Below are 13,025 nucleotides of genomic sequence, written 5' to 3'. Positions count from 1 at the left end.
GCCTCACTCCAACAGGAGCAAGGCTGGCCCGCGATGCTTTTTTTCGCCTATAAAAAACCTCGCACACCTCTTTTGATCAGCTAAACCCCATGAAGGCTTGGTGTTTTCCATCGCCTGCACACAACAGGGCTATGTGCCAACCCATAACAAGGCCTTTAGCCTGCCGCTAACCGGCGATACGCAGGTTGATACACTGCAAAACCGCACCAAACGTAAATTCGCTGACCGCACGGGTATTCGCTGTGGCAGCCATCAACAACCCGTGTTGTTGCAGACATACACCCGCGACACAGGCGAACGTGATGCAAGACCTCTCGGTGCCGATCATCCTCAAGGGACGGCATTGGGGTGGTTTGCGGTTGGGTTACAAGCCACAGAGTCCTCGCTAGAGGCGGGCCATTGTTACGATTCTGGCAAGGAAGCTGTGCAGCCTCGTTGCTGTTTCCTCGCGGATGAACTCATTAAGATACCTATATGGTTAGGTTGCTAATGAAATTCGAGAGGCCAACATGCAAAGCAAAGTTAATGTCGCGGTGATGATTGGCAGTGGTGTGCCCGCCAGTTTGCGCGCGATGGGGMAGAGCGTCTGTTGGGTTGTACTGCTCAACGGCGAGCGCCATGGGACGGCGTTTGCCAGTCGCAATGAGGCTGAAGCCTGCAGGGCCGCCTGGTTGGAGCATTTGAACGCCGATTCACCAGACAGCCTGCATTGAGTGTGTAGGCTAGTGGACCTGGTGCAGGCGCAGGTTCAGGTCGTCGACCACTCGTGCCCAATCGGCGTCTTCACGTAACTGTTCTTTCAGGAAACCGGCCTGCTGCGGACTCCAGAACTCGGCATCGATCAGTTTCTTGTCGTCGGCCAAGGGAGAATGGCTGGCAATGAAGTCATCGATGGCCTTCTGGCTGGAGTCCAGGCCCAGTTGGTCGAACAAGCCTTTCAAGTCGTGTGTGGGTGAATCCATGATCATCTCCTGGTGGTTCGCGTCGAATGCGAGATCTGAAGGGCGGCGTCATTGCATCTGAGGAGGCCGCGCTTCAGGAGTTCGATGGATGTTCGAAAGCAGGAGTGAGCATAGACGGCAAATTCGATGATCAGGCTTTCAATGCGCCTGCATCGACTGCGGCCTTCAGGGCTTCGGCCGATGCCTGAGCGGCAATGGCGGCAACATCTGCCGTTTTGAACCAGCGATCCTTCTCGACCTGGTGATACGTCACCGTGGTCAATTTCGGTTTGGCGCGCATGACAATCACTGCCTGGAATTCGCCATCGATCTCTCTGGCTTCGCCCCGGATCATAAATTCGCCAATATCAAATTCCGTCACGTAGCAGCCTTCCCTTGGAAATATTTTGTTGTTTTGAGCGCCGTTCGACGTGGGAACGGTTTTCGTGGGGCGGGCAGTATGGCAGTAGTTGCCCGCCGACGGCTGAGTTAAGTCGACGGTACGACGAAACGCCCATTGGATTGAGCTCGGCGGCGCTTCATTCGCGTGACTCAAGAGAGCGGGCAAGCGCACACGCTTGATTGTGGTCACCACGGAAGCCTCTGACGCGTCCTGTGGCGGTTTCCTTGATATGGAAGAACGCGTTACCGGCCAAAACCACCTGAAACCTTGGCCAGGAAAGGTCTTCGGGGGGAAGTCGAGGTTGGTCGAACAACCCCTGAGGCAGTGACGAGGGGGGTTGCGTGTAAGGTGCCTGGGCGGTTGTAAAGTGAGTCATTGTGCACATATGAAGTCCTTTTCATTGTTTTACCGACGTATGTACGTCGTTATGGGTAGTCTCTGTCAGCTTCGCTGCTCTAGAATTGTCATCACGGGTTGGCAGTGACGTACATCTAAAGCAATTTTTTGCGGGCGAGATGTCAGAAAAGTGCTTTTCTTGAAGCGTTTTTTCCTTAAAGTTAGTCATCCTGTTTCCTCTGGCAGAAGAAGGGTATTTTCCTTCAACCTCTGACGACGTTGAGGGAAGACGGCGCGAGTGATATTCCAGTACGCTCACGGACCTCGCGATGCATGAGCCCTCTGCGCGGATCAGGATTTCAACCCGGATTTTTTGCAAGACCATCGGTTAGGCCGCTTTTTTCTGCTGTGCGCTTTTCCTGCGTGCGGTATCAATTTCAGATGTGGGGATGTTTCCTTGGCAGTAAGTAATCTCGATATGCATGCTTTGTTCGTGCTGGGTGATCTGCGCGCAAAGTTGGTTAAACAGTTTCAATCTCGTTTCGTCTACATCACCGAACAGAGCGCCGAAGGCATTTATATTGCCGAGATCGACACTGAAGAAGCGCTGGTGGTGGACGACAAGCCGGGGCTGAAACTCAAGGTCGGCGATCATTTCAGCGCCTCTGTTCTGCCGAGTCGCGAAGGTGGCAAGCTGGACATCAAAKTCCGCGAAATCAAACTGACCGTGTACGGGTTGGGCGATTACGCGTTTGTCACCACCGCTGATGGTCAGGCGATTGTGTTCAAGGAAGGCCATAGCGTGGTGACGGTGTTCGCCGCCCACCAACAGTTGCAGGAAGGCCTGACCAAAACCCTGAAAGCCGTTACCGCCAAGGCCGCCAAATGGCGCAAGGGCGAACTGGTGACTTTCAAGGCCAGCGAGTAATGACCCTGACCCGCGCCGATTTCCACGAACAGAACCAAGCCAGTGCACACACTGAAGCCCGGCGGCTGTTCGAGCAGAAGGCTGTTCTGCAGGGAGCCTGGCTGAATTGGGTGGCGTCACAGATCTATACGCTACGCCCGGCGGCGTATGCCAGCATGGTCAGAAGAGAACTCTCACGCTTGCAGGACACTGGCGAAAATTAATTCCCGCCCCTCGAAATCAGGATCCTCTACTACAGTCAATTGACTGAATATTTTGAGGCTTGCCGTCTTTTATCAGGCCATCTTGCTATTGCTGTGCCAGCACGAGGTGCAAAAGCATGAAAGGATTTCGACGGATACTGGCGGCATCACTGCTCAGTTTCGGTGTGTTGACCTCGCCTGTTCCGGTTTTCGCGGCCCAGGCACCGATCCACTTCGCCGACCTGAATTGGGAAAGCGGCAGTCTGATCACGGAGATGTTGCGGGTCATCGTCGAGGAGGGTTACGGGCTACCGACTGATACTCTGCCAGGCACTACGATTACCCTGGAAACCGCATTGGCCAACAATGACATTCAGGTCATTGGAGAAGAATGGGCCGGTCGCAGTCCGGTCTGGGTCAAGGCAGAGGCCGAAGGCAAGGTCGCGAGCCTGGGGGATACGGTCAAGGGCGCGACCGAGGGCTGGTGGGTTCCGGAATATGTGATCAAGGGTGACCCGGCCAAAGGTATCAAGCCGTTGGCGCCGGGGCTGCGCAGCGTCAGCGACTTGCCCAAATACAAAGACGTGTTCGCCGACCCGGAATCCCCTGGCAAGGGGCGCTTCCTCAACAGCCCTATCGGCTGGACGTCGGAAGTGGTCAACAAGCAGAAGCTCACCGCTTATGGCCTGAACGACAGTTATGTGAATTTTCGCAGCGGTTCGGGGGCAGCACTGGACGCAGAAATCACGTCGTCGATCCATCGGGGTAAACCGGTTCTTTTCTATTACTGGTCTCCGACACCCTTGCTCGGGCGCTTCAAGCTGATTCAGCTGGAGGAGCCGCCCTTCGACGCTGAAGCATGGAAAACCCTGACCGACGCCGACAATCCCAATCCCAAGCCGACACGTTCATTGCCCTCGAAGCTTTCCATCGGTGTGTCTGCGCCGTTTCAGAAACAGTACCCGCAAATCGCCGGGTTTTTCAGCAAGGTCGAGTTGCCGATCGACCCACTGAACAAGTCCCTGGCCGAGATGAGCGAAAAACACACCCCGCCACGCCAGGCGGCGCAAGCGTTCATGAAGGCGCACCCGAAGATCTGGCAGGCGTGGGTGCCAAAGGAGGTTGCAGACAAGGTCTCCGCCGCACTGAAGTAAGCCGTAGCTCACACGATTGTATTTTTCCGAGTATCGCTATCACCGCCCGGAGCACATTCGCTCCCACTGGATGGATGCCCGAATATGAGTCTGATGGTCGCGCAATGGATGGCTTCAATCTTTTTGATTATTAGCCTGGTCCACGTGTATTGGGCATCGGGTGGCAAGTGGGGCAGCGAGGCGGCAGTACCAAGAGTGCCCGGGGAGGGCGGCGCGCAATCAAGGCCAGCTTTCAAACCGTCGGGCTGGGTGACGTTGCTGGTGGCTTTGGGGCTGCTGTTGATCGCCATGCTGGTGTGCCTGCGTGTCGGTCTGTGTTTGCCTGCTGTGCATGACGGGTGGCTGCAATGGGTGATCAGCGCCATTGCGATACTGATGTTCGCCCGGGCGATAGGCGATTCGGATCTGGTGGGGTTCTTCAAAGAGGTCAAGGATTCGACGTTTGCCCGGCTCGACACCTGGGTGTATTCACCGTTGTGTGTGGTGTTGGGGGCCGGCTTGTTGGCAGTTGCCTGGATTTGAGTTGGTGCTGAAATCGCTTTCGCGAGCAGGCCAGTCCAGTCAATAAAAAACTCCGGGCTTAACTCCCACTCTCCGTTCGTCGACTGCTCACCTCAGCCGGCACATCATCCCCGGCCATGCGCTTGCGGAACAGCGCCGCCCGAGCCAGCAGCAAGGTGGTCACCGGCACGGTAATCGCCAGCAGTATCGGAATCAGCCAGGCATGCAGCACCAGCCCCGACTTGAGCGCCGAAAAGTAAATGATCGACGCCAGTGCCACACACCACGCGCCCAATGTCGAGGCCAGCGCCGGYGGGTGCATGCGCTGGAAGTAATCCTTCAGCCGCACCAGGCCAATGGCGCCGATCAGCGCAAACAGACTGCTGAGCAGCAGCAGAATCGCCACTGGAATCTCAACCCACAGCGACAGTTCGCCATTCATTCGATCACCTCGCCACGCAGCAGGAATTTCGCCAGGGCAAACGAGCCGACGAAGCCGAACAGGGCGATCAACAGCGCCGCCTCGAAATAGGTGTCACTGGCATAGCGAATGCCCAGCGTCAGCATCATCAGCATCGCGATGATGTACAGGTAATCCAGCGCCAGTACCCGATCCTGGGCCGATGGCCCTCTGAACAGACGGATCAGCGTCAGGATCATCGCCACGGAAAACAGGAACAGGCTCAACAGGATCGCGTTCGACAGCAATGCGCTCATTCGAAGATCTCCATCAATGGGCGTTCATAGGTCGCCTTGAAGTGCTGGATGAACAGCGCTTCGTCATCCAGATCGAACACGTGCAGCAACAGGATACTGCGGTCCAGCGCCAGCTCCGACCAGACGGTGCCAGGGACCACAGTGCAGATCGCCGACAGCGCGGCGAGGCCGTTGGCATCGCGCAGGTCCAGCGGCACTTTGATGAAGCGCGAGCGCGGCTGTCGGCGACCGGCGTTCAGCACGGCCCAGGCCACGGCGAGGTTGGACACCACTACGTCGCGACCGACCACCAGGAGCAAACTCAGGATCACCCCGGGGCGACGAATACGAATCGGCAGCGGTCGCAACCGGCGCATCATCAGCGGTGCGCAGAAGCCCAAGAGGGCGCCGAGCAACAGGTTGCCCGGGCTCATCGACTGGTTCAGCACCAGCCACAATAGCCAGAGCGCCAGCGACAACCAGGGAGAAGGAAACAGGCGTTTCATGGTTGCTCCTCCGCCATTGCGGCTTTGGCTTCCGGACTTGGCACAGCCCGCGTGCCGAGCACGGCCATTACGTATTGCTGCGGGTTGTTCAAAGTATCGGCGGCGGCCTGGGTGTAGCGCAGTAGTGGTTCGGCCTTGAACGTCAGCGCAATGCTCAGCCCGAGCAGAACGATGATCGGCACGCACTCAAAACGGCGCAGCAATGGCGATGGACGTTCTTGTGGAGTCCAGAAACGCTGGATACCCAGGCGCGAGAACGCGATCAGCGAGGCGAGCCCCGACAGAATCAACAGCGCCAGCAATCCCCACGCCGCGTTCGACACCGGTTCGCCTACACCATTGCCCAGACCCAGCGGGTTGAGGAGGGCGCTGAGCAGGCTGAGTTTGCCGATGAAGCCGGAGAGCGGCGGCATGCCGATGATCAGCAACGCGCAGGCAATGAAGCTCAAGCCGAGGAAGGCCATGGTCCAGGGAATCACCTGGCCGACCACGGCTTTCAGATCGTCGTCGAGGTTGATGCCTTTGGGCGGTTGTGTGGATTGCACCGGTCGTGCAATCAGGTCGGCGTCATCGAACAGCGGCGCTTCATTGACCGAACGGGAACGCTCGATCAACTCGGCCAGCAGAAACAGCGCGCTTAACGCCAGGGTCGAGCTGACCAGATAGAACAGCGCCGCCGCGATCAGGTTCGGCTGGGCGAAGCCGATGGCTGACAACAGAATCCCGGCCGACACCAGAATGCTCAGGCTGGCCATGCGCTCCAGGCGTTGGGCCGCCAGAATCGCCACTGCCGCGCAGACGATCGTCGCCATGCCGCCGTAGATCAGCCAGTCGCCGCCAAAGTAGGCGGATGCCCCGGCCTGGCCGGAGAACAGCAGCGTCCACAAGCGCAGCAAGGTGTAGACGCCCACCTTGGTCATGATCGCGAACATGGCCGCCACCGGTGCGCTGGCCGAAGAGTAGGCCGGCACTAGCCAGAAGTTCAGCGGCCACATCCCGGCCTTGGCCAGAAACGCCACCGCGAGAATCCCCGCGCCGGCATGCAGCAAGCCGCGATCGGCTTCGGGCACCAGCGGGATTTTCAGCGCCAGATCGGCCATGCTCAGGGTGCCAGTGACCCCGTAAATCAGCGCCGCACCAATCAGGAACAGCGACGATGCCAACAGGTTGATCGAGATGTAATGCAGCCCCGCTGACACACGCGGCCGGCCCGAACCGTGCAGCATCAAACCGTAGGACGCTGCCAGCAGCACTTCGAAAAACACGAACAGGTTGAACAGGTCGGCGGTCAGGAACGCGCCGTATAGCCCCATCAGTTGAATCTGGAACAGCGCGTGGAAACTGGAGCCGGCGCCGTCCCAGCGGGCCATGGCGAACAGCAAGGCGCTGACGCCGATGATTCCGGTCAACACCAGCATCAAGGCCGACAGGCGATCGACCACCAGCACCAGGCCGAACGGCACCTGCCAGTTGCCCGGCAGGTACACGCCGATGGAGCCAGGGACGTCGGTGGTTTGTGTCCATTGCAGCAGCAACACGGAAATCCCCAGGCCGAGCAGGCTGGAGAACAGGTTGATTTTGGCCTTCAGCGGACGGTGTTTCTCGCCGAGCATCAACATGATGGCGGCGGTCAGCAGCGGTAGCAGAATCGGTGCGGCGATCAGGTGCGACATCGCATTCATTCTTTAGGCTCCCGGCCATCGACATGGTCGGTCCCGGTCAAGCCCCGGGAGGCGAGCAGCACCACCAGAAACAAGGCGGTCATGGCGAAGCTGATGACAATGGCGGTCAGCACCAGTGCCTGCGGCAATGGATCGGTGTAGTGCAACAAATCCTGCGGCACGCCGTCCTTGATGATCGGCTCCCGGCCGATGAACAGGCTGCCCATGCTGAAAATGAACAGGTTGACGCCGTAGGACAGCAGGCACAGGCCCATCACCACCTGAAAGGTCCGTGGCCGCAGGATCAGCCAGACGCCGGATGCCGCGAGCACTCCGATGGCGATTGCGATGACTTCTTCCATCAGACGGCTCCTTGCGTGGCGACGGGTTTGGGCTGGGCTGCGGTTTTGTGGCCGCGAACCGATTGGTGGGCGAGGGCGGTGAGGATCAACAGCGTCGAACCGACCACCACGGCATACACGCCGATGTCGAAAAACAGTGCGCTGGCAATGTGAATGTCACCCAGCACTGGCAGTGCGAAATGCCAGGTGTGGGTGGTCAGGAACGGATAACCGACCGCCATGGCCCCGAGCCCGGTGACCGTGGCGAACAACAACCCGGTGCCCATCCAGCGCAGCGGTCGCAGGCTCATTTGCGCCTCGACCCACTGTGTGCCGGCAACCATGTATTGCAGGATGAACGCCACTGACATCACCAGCCCGGCGACAAAACCGCCGCCCGGTTGATTGTGCCCGCGCATGAACAAGTACAACGACACCACCAGGGCAATCGGCAACAGCAGGCGCACCAGCACCGCCGGGACCATCATGAAACCCAACGCGGTGTCGCTGGCGTGGCGCGGGTTGACCAGGTCAGTGACCACGTCCGGTGCCAACAGCCGTTGCTGGGCCGGCAGTTGCAGGCTTTCTTTCGGAGGGCGGAAGCGTCGCAGCAGGGCGAACACGGTCAGGGCCACGGCCACCAACACGGTAATTTCACCGAGGGTATCGAAGCCGCGGAAGTCCACCAGCATCACGTTGACCACATTGCTGCCGCCGCCTTCGGGCAGGGCACGACTGAGGTAGAACGAGGAAATGTCGTTGGGCRTCTGGCGTGTCAGCATCGCGTAGGCCAGCAGGGCCATGCCGCCACCGACCACGGTCGACAGCAGCAAGTCGCGGATACGCCGGATGCGTGCCTTGCGCAGGCTGCTCGGCAGTGGCGACACCTCTTCGATCCGCCGTGGCAGCCAGCGCAGGCCCAGCAGGATCAGCACCGTGGTCACCACTTCGACCGCCAGTTGCGTCAGTGCCAGGTCGGGCGCGGAAAACCAGACGAAGGTCACGCACGTCATCAGGCCGCAGACGCTGACCATGGTCAGGGCCGCGAGCCGGTGATACTTGGCCTGCCACGCCGCGCCGAGGGCACAGACAATCGCCAGCAACCACAGGGTCACGAACACGATCGAACCGGGGATTTTAGGCCGGTCGCCCCAGCTCAGGCTGCTGTGGAGCATCGGGATCAACCCGGCCAATACGGCGACAAGGACCATCAGGAACAATTGGGTTTGCAGACGATGGGTGCTCATCCGTCGCACCAGGCGACGGGCCAGGCGCATCATGACCACCAGGCTGCGCTCGAACAGGCGCTTGCCGCTGAGCCGGCCAATAACCGGCGGATACTTGAAGCGCCCGCGCTTGAGCTGATTGCGCAACAGCAGATAGAGCACGATGCCGCCAGACATGGCGATCAAGCTCATGATCATCGGCGCGTTCAAGCCATGCCAGATCGCCAGGCTGTATTCCGGCAGGGTGCCGCCCACCACCGGCAAGGCCGCGGCGGCCAGTATGGAGCCGACTACTTGCGCCGGAAAAATCCCCACAATCAGGCAGGTAAACACCAGCAATTCCACCGGCGCACGCATCCAGCGGGGTGGTTCGTGCGGGGTGTGCGGGAGGTCGGTGGCGGTCGGGCCGAAGAACACATCGACGGTGAAGCGCAACGAGTAGGCGACGCTGAAAGTCCCGGCGATAGTTGCGACTATCGGCAGGCTCCACTCGACCCAGGCCGTGGCATTGATGAACACGGTTTCGGCAAAGAACATTTCTTTTGAGAGAAAACCGTTGAGCAGCGGCACGCCGGCCATCGAGGCGCTGGCGACCATGGCCAGGGTAGCGGTGAACGGAATCAGCTTGATCAGTCCGCTGAGTTTGCGAATGTCGCGGGTGCCGCTTTCGTGGTCGATAATCCCGGCGGCCATGAACAGGGAGGCCTTGAAGGTCGCGTGGTTGAGAATGTGGAACACCGCGGCCACAGCCGCCAGTGGACTGTTCAAGCCCAGCAGCAGGGTGATCAGGCCCAGGTGGCTGATGGTCGAGTAGGCCAGCAATCCTTTGAGGTCGTTCTGGAACATCGCGCAGTAAGCACCCAGCAACAGGGTGCAGGCGCCGGCGCCGCTGACGATGTAGAACCATTCTTCACTACCGGACAGCGAAGGCCAAAGCCGCGCCAGCAGAAACACCCCGGCCTTGACCATGGTCGCCGAGTGCAGATAGGCCGAAACCGGTGTTGGCGCCGCCATCGCGTGGGGCAACCAGAAGTGGAAAGGGAACTGCGCACTTTTGCTCAAGGCGCCGATCAGGATCAGGGGTAACAGAATCGGGTAGAGGGCATGTGCGCGAATCAGATCGCCAGCGGCCAGGACCTTGTCCAGGTCATAGCTGCCGACCACATGGCCCAAGAGCATGACCCCCGCCAACAGGCACAAGCCGCCCGCCCCGGTGACCATCAGCGCCATATAGGCGCCGCGTCGTGCGTCGGCGCGGTGGTGCCAGTAACCAATCAGCAGAAACGAAAAGAGACTGGTCAGCTCCCAGAAAAACACGATCTGGATCAAGTTGCCGGACATCACCAGCCCGAGCATGGCGCCCATGAACGCCAGGAAAAACGCAAAAAACCGCGGCACCGGATCGTCCGGCGACATGTAGTAGCGTGCGTACAGCGAGACCAACGTGCCGATGCCCAGCACCAACATTGAGAACAGCCAGGCGAACCCGTCCAGGCGCAAGATAAAGTTCAGACCGAGGCTTGGCAGCCAGAAAAATTCTTCGCGGATCACGCCGCCATGGGCGATTTGCGGATACAGAAGTGCGACGTGGACCGTGCCGACCAATGCGATCAGGCCCGCCAGCAGGGAGGCAGTATTGCGTGCGTTGTGTGGCAGAACGGCTGCCAGACAGCTGCCGATAAAAGGCAGAAGCAGTAGAACTATCAGGGACATAGGCTTCTAATCTGCGGAAGTTTGTGAAGCATCATACGTGCCACTCCCCAGATCGCCAAACGCCATGCTGTCGCAGAGTCCTTCACGGTAGACGGTAAAAGGCTGATTCACATTGTTTCGAAGGCCTGTGTTCAGCTGGTCTGGCCCCATCGCGAGCAGGCTCGCGAAGGCGATCTATCCGGCAACTAACTTATCAAGGTTCAACCGTTGTTTCTGGCTCTGACTCTTCCTCCGCCGCCACACTCTTACCCTTGGTCTTCAACTCACTCACAATCACCGCCGCCACAATCAACCCCGCGCCCAGCAGTGCAATCGCCGGCAGCCGCTCCCCGGCAATCCGCCCGACAATTCCGGCCCAGACCGGYTCTCCGGCATAGATCAAGGTCGCTCGCGTCGGTGAAACACTTTTCTGCGCCCAGTTCATCGCCACCTGAATCGCCGCACTCGCCGCGCCCAGGCCCAACGCGCTGCACAACAGCAGCCAGGAAAAGTCCGGGATGCGTTCCTGGGTCGGCACCACCATCAAAAACGCCAGCACTGACGTGGTAGCCAATTGCACCACCGTCACTCGACGCACATCGACCTGGCCGGCATAGGTGCTGATCAGAATGATCTCCGCGGCAATCGCGATGGCGCTGATCAGTGTGGCGATTTCACCGGGGCTGAAATTGAACGAAGCGCCGGAAGGCCCCGACAGCAACATCAACCCGGTGAACGCCAGCATGATCCCGATGCTCGGCATCAACCCCGGGCGCCGTCCCAGCACCAGCCATTGCAGCAACGGCACGAAGGGTACGTACAACGCGGTAATAAACGCCGACTGGCTGCTGGGAATGCTCTGCAAACCCACGGTCTGCAAGCCATAACCGAGCATGATCGCCACACCGATAAAGGCCCCGGCCTTGAGTTCGAACAGGGTCAGTTGCCGCAGGTGGCGCCAGGAGAACAAGGCGACGAGGCTCGCGGCAGCGGCGAAGCGCAGGCCGACGAAAAACATCGGGCCGCTGACGGTCATCGCGTGYTGCACCAACAAAAAGGTGCCGCCCCAGACCATGGTGATCAACACCAGCACGCACTCGGCTTTGCTGAACCGTGAGAAACGGGGGGAAGAGTTCGCCGACGTCATGAACTTGCACACTACCTAGGGGGGGACGCACAATGCGTCGAATGTTGCGCAGTATACTGCCCAACCCCACCGAGTGAGCAATATAGTGCACAAAGAATTTCCGCAACGCGCTTCGGTCCTTCAGCACGTCAGCCAGAATGTTCGGCGATTGCGCCACGCCGCCGACATGAGCCAGACCGCGCTCGCCGAGAAGTCCGGAGTCAGCCGTCGGATGCTGGTGGCCATCGAGGCCGGCGAGAATAACGTCAGCCTGACTACCCTTGACCGCGTGGCTCAAGCGCTGGACGTGGCGTTCAGCGATTTGATCCAGGCACCGGAGGCCCGCGACCCCAGCCGTATCAACGAAGTGGCCTGGGCCGGATTAATCCCCGGCAGCAAAGCCGTTTTACTGTCCAAGGCCACGGCTACTCGCGAAGTGGAACAATGGGAATGGTGCCTGCAACCGGGTGAGGTTTATCCCTCGCAGCCGGATGCCGAAGGATGGAGTGAGCAGATTTATGTGTTCGAAGGTTGCCTGACCCTGATGCTGGGCGACACGCCGCAGCACATTACTGCCGGTGAGTTCTTCATGTTTGCCAGCAACCAGCCGCATTGCTATCGCAACGACGGGCCAGTGGCCGCGCGGTTTGTGCGAAATGTGGTGATTTGAGCGGTTGCCCCGTTTGTCCAGAACCGCCAATACCTGTTATTTCTGACAGTAGACAAGGATTGTCTGAGAGCGCCAAATCCAAACGCGCCATGGGGGCACTCATGGTGATTGTTGCTGACAGCAATGACTCAGGCCGCTCGTACTCAGGAGAGTTGAGAGATGACTTATAAACTTAAAGAGAACACCAACACCCCGGACTTATTGGCGCCCAGCATCGTTGAGGCGCAAGAGTCGGTTATTTATAGAAAGGATGTAGAAAATGGAGGCACCTTCCGGGTGCAGGTCATTTCGCAGGCAATGGTCGGAGACATGCTCAGCGTCCGACTTGAGGCATTTGGGGTATGGTCATCGGATATCGTATTCAACGAGGTTAATTTAGGTAAACCATTGGATTTCAAAGTGCAGTACCGTTCGTTTTCTCAAGGCGATTTGGCACTCGCAAGTTATATATTGTTGCGAGGTCCGGTGGTGATAGGTCAGTCGCCCACCTCGGTTTATGAACTGAAAGACTGATCCTTCTCTCAGAAATTGGCTGTACGGTTCACCGGTCTGGCAGGTTTCGATTCACGATTGGTTCCCCCGGACCGGTTTTTCGGGCCCCGAGTTGGCTAAACTCTCCTGTCCGAATGTCAACAGTGGATAAACAATTTGTTGCCATGGAA

General features: G+C 59.0%; 16 protein-coding genes and 2 pseudogenes. 8 read left to right on the top strand and 10 right to left on the bottom strand.

The features are described from left to right. Positions 1-88 precede the first annotated feature (88 nt). A pseudogene (locus AC1DSG_RS19735) lies at positions 89-389 on the top strand (methyl-accepting chemotaxis protein); the annotation flags it as partial. 120 nt (positions 390-509) lie between these two features. Next, a complete protein-coding gene (locus AC1DSG_RS19730; RefSeq protein ID WP_477792387.1) occupies positions 510-713 on the top strand; it encodes a hypothetical protein in 204 nt (67 codons plus the stop codon). A gap of 9 nt (positions 714-722) precedes the next feature. Here the strand turns inward: AC1DSG_RS19730 and AC1DSG_RS19725 are convergent, their stop codons facing one another. The 3 genes from AC1DSG_RS19725 to AC1DSG_RS19715 all read right to left on the bottom strand — a co-directional run bounded on the left by AC1DSG_RS19725 (position 723) and on the right by AC1DSG_RS19715 (position 1,729). Beyond that, positions 723-962 (bottom strand): DUF2789 domain-containing protein, encoded by a 240-nt coding sequence (locus AC1DSG_RS19725; RefSeq protein ID WP_477792386.1) that lies wholly within the window; start codon positions 960-962, stop codon positions 723-725. 130 nt (positions 963-1,092) lie between these two features. Then, on the bottom strand, positions 1,093-1,323 hold the full coding sequence (locus tag AC1DSG_RS19720) for a hypothetical protein (protein WP_477792388.1): 231 nt from the start codon (positions 1,321-1,323) through the stop codon (positions 1,093-1,095). 157 nt (positions 1,324-1,480) lie between these two features. After that, positions 1,481-1,729, bottom strand: a complete 249-nt coding sequence (locus AC1DSG_RS19715; protein ID WP_477792385.1) for a hypothetical protein — start codon at positions 1,727-1,729, stop codon at positions 1,481-1,483. A 408-nt stretch (positions 1,730-2,137) separates the two neighbouring features. Between AC1DSG_RS19715 and AC1DSG_RS19710 the strand changes: the two genes are divergently transcribed. The 4 genes from AC1DSG_RS19710 to AC1DSG_RS19695 all read left to right on the top strand — a co-directional run bounded on the left by AC1DSG_RS19710 (position 2,138) and on the right by AC1DSG_RS19695 (position 4,466). Further along, positions 2,138-2,608 (top strand): hypothetical protein, encoded by a 471-nt coding sequence (locus tag AC1DSG_RS19710; RefSeq protein ID WP_477792384.1) that lies wholly within the window; start codon positions 2,138-2,140, stop codon positions 2,606-2,608. Then, on the top strand, positions 2,608-2,811 hold the full coding sequence (locus AC1DSG_RS19705) for a hypothetical protein (protein WP_477792383.1): 204 nt from the start codon (positions 2,608-2,610) through the stop codon (positions 2,809-2,811). The genes AC1DSG_RS19710 and AC1DSG_RS19705 overlap by 1 nt, the downstream gene beginning before the upstream one ends. A gap of 116 nt (positions 2,812-2,927) precedes the next feature. Then, positions 2,928-3,944 (top strand): ABC transporter substrate-binding protein, encoded by a 1,017-nt coding sequence (locus AC1DSG_RS19700; RefSeq protein WP_477792382.1) that lies wholly within the window; start codon positions 2,928-2,930, stop codon positions 3,942-3,944. A gap of 84 nt (positions 3,945-4,028) precedes the next feature. Further along, positions 4,029-4,466 carry a DUF3995 domain-containing protein gene (locus AC1DSG_RS19695; RefSeq protein WP_477792381.1) on the top strand — a complete coding sequence of 146 codons (438 nt, stop codon included), beginning with the start codon at positions 4,029-4,031 and terminating at the stop codon, positions 4,464-4,466. Between the two features lie 58 nt (positions 4,467-4,524). Here AC1DSG_RS19695 and AC1DSG_RS19690 read toward each other — a convergent pair whose 3' ends face one another. The 7 genes and pseudogenes from AC1DSG_RS19690 to AC1DSG_RS19660 all read right to left on the bottom strand — a co-directional run bounded on the left by AC1DSG_RS19690 (position 4,525) and on the right by AC1DSG_RS19660 (position 11,805). Beyond that, complete coding sequence (locus AC1DSG_RS19690; protein ID WP_477792380.1) at positions 4,525-4,887, bottom strand: Na+/H+ antiporter subunit G; 363 nt, start codon at positions 4,885-4,887, stop codon at positions 4,525-4,527. Next, positions 4,884-5,162, bottom strand: coding sequence for a K+/H+ antiporter subunit F (locus AC1DSG_RS19685; protein ID WP_477792379.1), 279 nt, complete (start codon positions 5,160-5,162; stop codon positions 4,884-4,886). Before AC1DSG_RS19685 ends, AC1DSG_RS19690 begins: the two co-directional genes overlap by 4 nt. Next, entirely contained in the window at positions 5,159-5,647 is a 489-nt protein-coding gene (locus tag AC1DSG_RS19680; RefSeq protein WP_477792378.1) for a Na+/H+ antiporter subunit E, read from the bottom strand. Before AC1DSG_RS19680 ends, AC1DSG_RS19685 begins: the two co-directional genes overlap by 4 nt. Continuing rightward, a complete protein-coding gene (locus AC1DSG_RS19675; protein ID WP_477792377.1) occupies positions 5,644-7,329 on the bottom strand; it encodes a monovalent cation/H+ antiporter subunit D in 1,686 nt (561 codons plus the stop codon). The genes AC1DSG_RS19680 and AC1DSG_RS19675 overlap by 4 nt, the downstream gene beginning before the upstream one ends. Beyond that, positions 7,326-7,670, bottom strand: coding sequence for a Na+/H+ antiporter subunit C (locus AC1DSG_RS19670; RefSeq protein WP_007944721.1), 345 nt, complete (start codon positions 7,668-7,670; stop codon positions 7,326-7,328). The genes AC1DSG_RS19675 and AC1DSG_RS19670 overlap by 4 nt, the downstream gene beginning before the upstream one ends. Continuing rightward, positions 7,670-10,588 (bottom strand): monovalent cation/H+ antiporter subunit A, encoded by a 2,919-nt coding sequence (locus tag AC1DSG_RS19665; RefSeq protein ID WP_477792376.1) that lies wholly within the window; start codon positions 10,586-10,588, stop codon positions 7,670-7,672. Before AC1DSG_RS19665 ends, AC1DSG_RS19670 begins: the two co-directional genes overlap by 1 nt. Before the next feature lie 193 nt (positions 10,589-10,781). Further along, positions 10,782-11,805, bottom strand: a pseudogene (locus tag AC1DSG_RS19660) (DMT family transporter). Between AC1DSG_RS19660 and AC1DSG_RS19655 the strand changes: the two are divergent. Continuing rightward, a complete protein-coding gene (locus tag AC1DSG_RS19655) occupies positions 11,800-12,363 on the top strand; it encodes a helix-turn-helix domain-containing protein (protein WP_477792375.1) in 564 nt (187 codons plus the stop codon). The pseudogene AC1DSG_RS19660 and the gene AC1DSG_RS19655 sit on opposite strands and share 6 nt — an antisense overlap. A gap of 159 nt (positions 12,364-12,522) precedes the next feature. Continuing rightward, the gene (locus AC1DSG_RS19650) at positions 12,523-12,876 is read left to right on the top strand and encodes a hypothetical protein (RefSeq protein ID WP_477792374.1); all 354 of its coding nucleotides are present in this window, start codon (positions 12,523-12,525) and stop codon (positions 12,874-12,876) included. Positions 12,877-13,025 lie beyond the last annotated feature (149 nt).

The organism is Pseudomonas sp. P5_A12, from assembly GCF_056400685.1.
This window is presented reverse-complemented; position numbering and strand designations above follow the sequence as displayed.

What these genes read in the sequence shown, in the direction of transcription:
- AC1DSG_RS19725 (WP_477792386.1), bottom strand. Translation starts at nt 962, where the DNA reads ATGGATTCACCCACACACGACTTGAAAGGCTTGTTCGACCAACTGGGC.
- AC1DSG_RS19715 (WP_477792385.1), bottom strand. Translation starts at nt 1,729, where the DNA reads ATGTGCACAATGACTCACTTTACAACCGCCCAGGCACCTTACACGCAA.
- AC1DSG_RS19705 (WP_477792383.1), top strand. Translation starts at nt 2,608, where the DNA reads ATGACCCTGACCCGCGCCGATTTCCACGAACAGAACCAAGCCAGTGCA.
- AC1DSG_RS19700 (WP_477792382.1), top strand. Translation starts at nt 2,928, where the DNA reads ATGAAAGGATTTCGACGGATACTGGCGGCATCACTGCTCAGTTTCGGT.
- AC1DSG_RS19695 (WP_477792381.1), top strand. Translation starts at nt 4,029, where the DNA reads ATGAGTCTGATGGTCGCGCAATGGATGGCTTCAATCTTTTTGATTATT.
- AC1DSG_RS19685 (WP_477792379.1), bottom strand. Translation starts at nt 5,162, where the DNA reads ATGAGCGCATTGCTGTCGAACGCGATCCTGTTGAGCCTGTTCCTGTTT.
- AC1DSG_RS19680 (WP_477792378.1), bottom strand. Translation starts at nt 5,647, where the DNA reads ATGAAACGCCTGTTTCCTTCTCCCTGGTTGTCGCTGGCGCTCTGGCTA.
- AC1DSG_RS19675 (WP_477792377.1), bottom strand. Translation starts at nt 7,329, where the DNA reads ATGAATGCGATGTCGCACCTGATCGCCGCACCGATTCTGCTACCGCTG.
- AC1DSG_RS19670 (WP_007944721.1), bottom strand. Translation starts at nt 7,670, where the DNA reads ATGGAAGAAGTCATCGCAATCGCCATCGGAGTGCTCGCGGCATCCGGC.
- AC1DSG_RS19650 (WP_477792374.1), top strand. Translation starts at nt 12,523, where the DNA reads ATGACTTATAAACTTAAAGAGAACACCAACACCCCGGACTTATTGGCG.